Annotated in this window: 4 protein-coding genes; 3 read left to right on the top strand and 1 reads right to left on the bottom strand. The window is 28.0% G+C overall.

Annotation, left to right across the window (positions count from 1 at the left end):
* Positions 1-101 precede the first annotated feature (101 nt).
* Complete coding sequence (locus Q0C22_RS02845) at positions 102-1,574, top strand: hypothetical protein (protein WP_291490562.1); 1,473 nt, start codon at positions 102-104, stop codon at positions 1,572-1,574.
* 242 nt (positions 1,575-1,816) lie between these two features.
* Here Q0C22_RS02845 and Q0C22_RS02840 read toward each other — a convergent pair whose 3' ends face one another.
* The gene (locus Q0C22_RS02840) at positions 1,817-2,818 is read right to left on the bottom strand and encodes an Rpn family recombination-promoting nuclease/putative transposase (protein WP_291490561.1); all 1,002 of its coding nucleotides are present in this window, start codon (positions 2,816-2,818) and stop codon (positions 1,817-1,819) included.
* Positions 2,819-3,091: 273 nt separating this feature from the next.
* Here Q0C22_RS02840 and Q0C22_RS02835 point away from each other — a divergent pair, with 273 nt between their 5' ends.
* Both Q0C22_RS02835 and Q0C22_RS02830 read left to right on the top strand, forming a co-directional pair.
* Positions 3,092-4,141, top strand: coding sequence for a transposase (locus Q0C22_RS02835; RefSeq protein WP_291490560.1), 1,050 nt, complete (start codon positions 3,092-3,094; stop codon positions 4,139-4,141).
* A complete protein-coding gene (locus Q0C22_RS02830; RefSeq protein ID WP_291490559.1) occupies positions 4,104-4,862 on the top strand; it encodes a nucleotidyl transferase AbiEii/AbiGii toxin family protein in 759 nt (252 codons plus the stop codon). Before Q0C22_RS02835 ends, Q0C22_RS02830 begins: the two co-directional genes overlap by 38 nt.
* Positions 4,863-5,291 lie beyond the last annotated feature (429 nt).

Genomic DNA, 5,291 nt, shown 5'->3' with positions numbered 1-5,291 from the left:
ACCGTTTTTATAAATGCGATACTACCAAAAACCAATGTTGTTGGCAAGAAAAAATGTGGTTGATACACTTGGTATTGATACAAGCAAGGTTATTGAAATAAATGTTTGAGTTGGAAAGGATGTGTGTTAATAGTTATAAAAAAGCTAAACAAGATTTATTAGGGTTTCAAGGAGAAAATATTGTTGAAAACTTAGACAATTTAATTCAGGTAATTGATAATTGCGCAGAATACCTAACTAACTTTCAAAATTTTGAGTCATCCATAGAAGAAATATTACAATTTTTATTAAAAAGAAAAGAATATTATTTAGAATGGATAAATATACTGGCTGGGAAGCTTCTTGAAAATTTCCAAAATACATCAGAAGACCAAACATATCATTTATTTAACGCTATTGAAAAACTAAGCAAAAATTGCTTACACCATTTTGATAAAACACAAACACATGAAAAATTATTCCTCATGTACGCATTTCTATTTATTATGTCAGCTAAAAAGATAAACTCCATTGATTATATTGATAAAATAATATCAATGGCAAAAATTGATTTCACAAATAAACCAGAAAAGGAAAAACTTTTAACTACTTGGATAATTATTGAAACTTTAAGCGAATCTAAAGAAATAAAATGGGAAGAAAAAAGTAATTTTTTCTGGGATTGGCAAGAAAATCCGTATTTCAATTTCTTTAAAGACTATAATACTACTCTTAACATACTTTCATCTATTATACTTACCGATAATAAAGTGGGAGGTTATTCTCTAGAAGAATATTATTATTCATATATTTTTTTACAGTTAATCCATTCATTGGATAGTAAATTAAGTGAAAAAGAAAAAAGTCTCTTTAAAGAAAAAGTATTTACCGCTAATACCAACCGTATTTTTAAAGAACTTCATGAAATATTAGCAGATAAAGACACTTTTTATTTAAGTGAGCTAGAGGCACCAGATTCAAATTATTTGCTACTAAATTGTGCTTTTGAAGGATTAAGTTATTTGCATCATTTGAATAAGGATATTATTCCATTTATCTCGCAATCAGAAAGAAAAAAAATAGAAGAAATATACTTTCTATACTGGTTGTGTGAATATTATAAAAATAGCGATTATGCCTTAAAAACATCAAAAATATTAAAAACCGAAACACCCGACTTTATACTAGAAACAAAAACAGGATATAGAATAGGTATAGAACTTATTGCTATGGAAACGGAAGAAGAATTTAAGGAAAGAAGCGGTTATAGTGCAACTTTCATCGATCCAAAAGAAATTACTTCTTCTCTTGTTAAGCAAATAAGAAATAAAATAAATAAAAAACAATCAAAATGCCTCTATAAAAAAAGGAAAAAAGAATTAAATTTGAATGAATTATGGCTTTACTTGCATCTATCGTTTCCTAGCGAAACCCTTATAAAAAGGATAGTGGCATCATCATTAGATAAAGATTTTAATAAAAAAGTTGAATGTGAAATAAAGACTGATTTTGATAATAAAAATAAATGTTTCGATAAAATTTTATATTATGGCCTTAAAGGAGAAATTATTGAAATTGAATTAGAAAAACCTTAGGAAATTTCACTTAAAATTCTTTATTGTTCATAGTAAGCCAAAAAAAATATAATATAAAAATTAAAAGCCACTTTACCTTAAAACTTAAAAAATCGTATAAATGACCCGCTATCCCGTTAAACTGATATTTTTAGAAATATTATCAGAAAAGCATTTTAAGAGTTTTATAGTTTTTCAAAGTAGGCTTAGATTAAAATGATTTTATACGGTTACTTTAGCCTAATGAGGTAAATAAATTACCTTTAAAGCTCTTTTTTTACTTCATCCAGACTTTGAGCTTTGATAGCGATCTTTCTAAGACCTCTCAGTTTTTCTATATCCTGGATATTTTTTATTACAAGAATTATGTCTTTTGGTAAATTACCAAACTTAGCCTCTAATGTATCTATCAAAGAGTTTCTGGCTTCGGTTGCAATTCCTATTTCTAGACCTTTCTCCATTCCTTTCTCAATACCCTCAAGCAAGCCTTTTTCTCTGCCTATCTCTTCTCCCTGCTTTATCCATTTATCAACCAATGGTGCCATTTTGTCACCTCCCAGTATTTCTTTGAAAGTTTTTTCTACTTCTTCTTCGTCATATGTCTCTAAATGAGAAATATAATCCAAAAAGACAAATATTGTATCCTCTTTTGTGTTTTTTATTATTTCAATTATTGTTTTTATGTTTTCTATGTTTTTTTCAAACACATGCTTTAGAAGGTATACTCCTGCTTTGAATTCTATATTGTCTATAGCTTTAAGGATTGTATCATCTGATATCTGGCTTGTGTCTGTTAGTATGTATTTGAAATTTGGCAGGTAGTCGATTATGAGGTCTTTGTGTTTAAAGTAGTCTGCAAAGAAAATAGGTTTTTTCCAGGGCTCTATGCCATGGTAGAAGACTATGGGAATTATAGGTTCATATGGCTGATTGTTTTTTTGATTATAATCCCATACAGCATACATGTATGAAAGTATCTGCAAAGGAGAAAAAGATAAGCTTTCTGATTTGTGTTCTATGATAAAGTATATTTGTGCGTCTTCTTCTTTGAACTTTACTCTAAAGGCTGCATCCATATATAGCTGTTTGTATTTTTTTGAGATTCTTTGGGTGTCTAGTGGGACTATTGAGTTTAAGTCAATGTATGGAAGGAGATTTTTATCCAGTGTGAATTCTATTAGAGATTTTGCATTTTCCTTTCTTGAAAGAAGTGTTTTAAAGAATACATCATACTGCTGGCTTTTTATATTATTGTCTTTGTCCATAGAAAGGCTCCTTACAAGAACTAATTATAGCATAGAAAAAAAGAGGAGTCCAATTTAAATTGCAAGTGGTGTTAAACATTTAATTTTATTTTTTCACTTTAACAAATTTTTCCATTTTTTGCTCTAAATCGTTTTAAAAAGATGGGATCAATTGTCGCTTTTGTTTCCTCGTAATTATACACAGAATGACAGATCAGATCAAGAGGGACAGAGCTTTACTTTTTCATATTTAAATGATACAATTTAAAAACTAAAGGAAAGCTGGGGTATTAAGTGGCCAGAACACCAAGATTAAATCTTGCAGGTTTTTATCATATCATTAATGCAGGTATTAAAAAAAGAGATATTTTCCTGGAGGATAGCGATTTTATTCAATTTCTCTCAATTATTGATGAATATGCAAAGCTATATAGCTTTGAGATTTACTCTTTTTGCTTGATGAAAAACTATTACCACCTTTTGATGAAAACAAATAAGGGCAATATTTCAACTATAATGAAACAGATTAATATGAAATACGCAATTTATTTTAATAAGAAATACAAAATGGCTGGTTCATTGTGGCAAGGTAGGTTTAAATCAAGGTATGTGTGGGATAGCAGCTATCTTGAAATCCTTGTTAAATATATTGAATACAATCCAGTTAAAGCAGGTATTGCTTTAGATATTGGAGGATATAAATATTCAATGAACAGCAAAAGATTTGAGTTTGAGATGCTAAATTATGAGTTGATAAACAGAGTTAATCTTAATGAATTTACTTATGAGGATTTGAAAAAGATTGATGATTTCTTTAATTCTAAAATAGCAATAAAAGACAACAAAGTAGAAAAAATTGAAAAAGTAGATAAAAAACAACTCAACTATTTTTTTGATAACTTTGAAAGAAAAAAAGCAATTTGTGAAGCAATAAAAAATGGATACTCACAAGATGAAATTTCCAAATACTTAGATTTATCTATTAGTGCTATATCTAAATTAAAAAATAACTATCTAAGCAAAGAAAGTCTTTTTAATAAACTAAAAGACAAAGGGATATTTTGGAGTTTTGATAAAAATGCAAAATATGATAATTTTAATGAAAATGTGTTTATTGAATATGTTTTAAGATATGGTGATTTTGACGATATCAAAAAACTTATAAAGCTTTTTGGGAAAAGAAATGTTAAAAAAGTTTGGATGAAAACCCTTGCTCTTGACAAACGATTTATAAAAATAAATTTGATGCTTGCTAGAGTATTTTTTGATATGAATGTGGAAGCTAATTATTTTAAAGAATTAAAAAATGGAAGACTTAAAAAACTTAAAATGCTTGCTACCTGATGCACAAAAGGTATTAAAAGAACTGATAAAACACAGTTTTTTATCAAAATATGTGCTGGTTGGTGGCAGTGCTCTTTCTTTGCATTTGTGCCATAGAAAAAGTGAGGATTTAGATTTTTTTACATACGAAAATAATTTCAATACAGATGAAATTTTGGGATTATTTAAATATTTTCAAAAAAAAGAAATACTCAATAGAACAAATGAATTAATTGATGTATTATTAGATGGTGTAAAAGTTACATTTTTTAATGCCCATTGGGATTTTTTAAGACCTGTAAAAATTTCCAATTTTAATTTAGCAACGCTGGAGCAAATTGCAATAATGAAAACTAATGTTTTGTTTTTAAGAGCAAAATACAGAGATTATTATGATTTATATGTAATAACCAAAGAGTTTGGACTTGAAAAAGCTATAAACGAAGCAAGCAGATTATACAATAAACAAACTAAAGACGGCAGAGAATGTTTTATGTTTAATAAAACTAATTTTTTAAAATATGCAATTGACATGGATAGCATAAAAGAGGATAAAGTGCCGTCGCTGCTTAAACCTAAATACAATATAAGCAAATCAGATATGCAATATTTTTTTAAAGAAAAAATTAAAGAATATGTATCGCAAACAATGCAAAAAATAAAAGAAAATATAACTGAACAAGAAGACGCCTTCACCAAAGAATTAAACGAAAGGCTTAATAATGGTAGAGGCAATGGCTGAGATAGGTAGTCGGGGTTAGGTATTTGGTCTTGGAGCTTCAGGCGGGTAGTCGGTTCTTAGTCTTTGGTGGAGCTTCCTTTCACTTCTCTGCGCTAATAAAAAACGAACAGAATTGCCCTTATTTTTCGTTTTAATCAACAGTTTCAAAAAAAACAATTGAAATCAGAATTACCGCTTCAAAACATTTTTTGTCTTTTTTTAAGGATAAACAAATTACAGGTATAACAATAGACCAAATAGAGAACTATCAACTTAAGAGAAAATTAGAAATTTCTGCATTACATAAAAATAAAAATAAAAGGGATTCTGAGATATCATACAGACTTGTTAATATATAAATATTTACTCTACATAATTTTTTTAACTTTTGTATTAAAAAAGGTTATCTCGATAAAAATCCGGCTTCAGGCATTAAAAAACTAAACGAAC

It is taken from the genome of Desulfurella sp. (genome assembly GCF_023256235.1).
Classification (GTDB): Bacteria; Campylobacterota_A; Desulfurellia; order Desulfurellales; family Desulfurellaceae; genus Desulfurella.
Note: the sequence above shows the minus strand (reverse complement) of the source record. Positions and strands in the feature narration are given on the sequence as shown.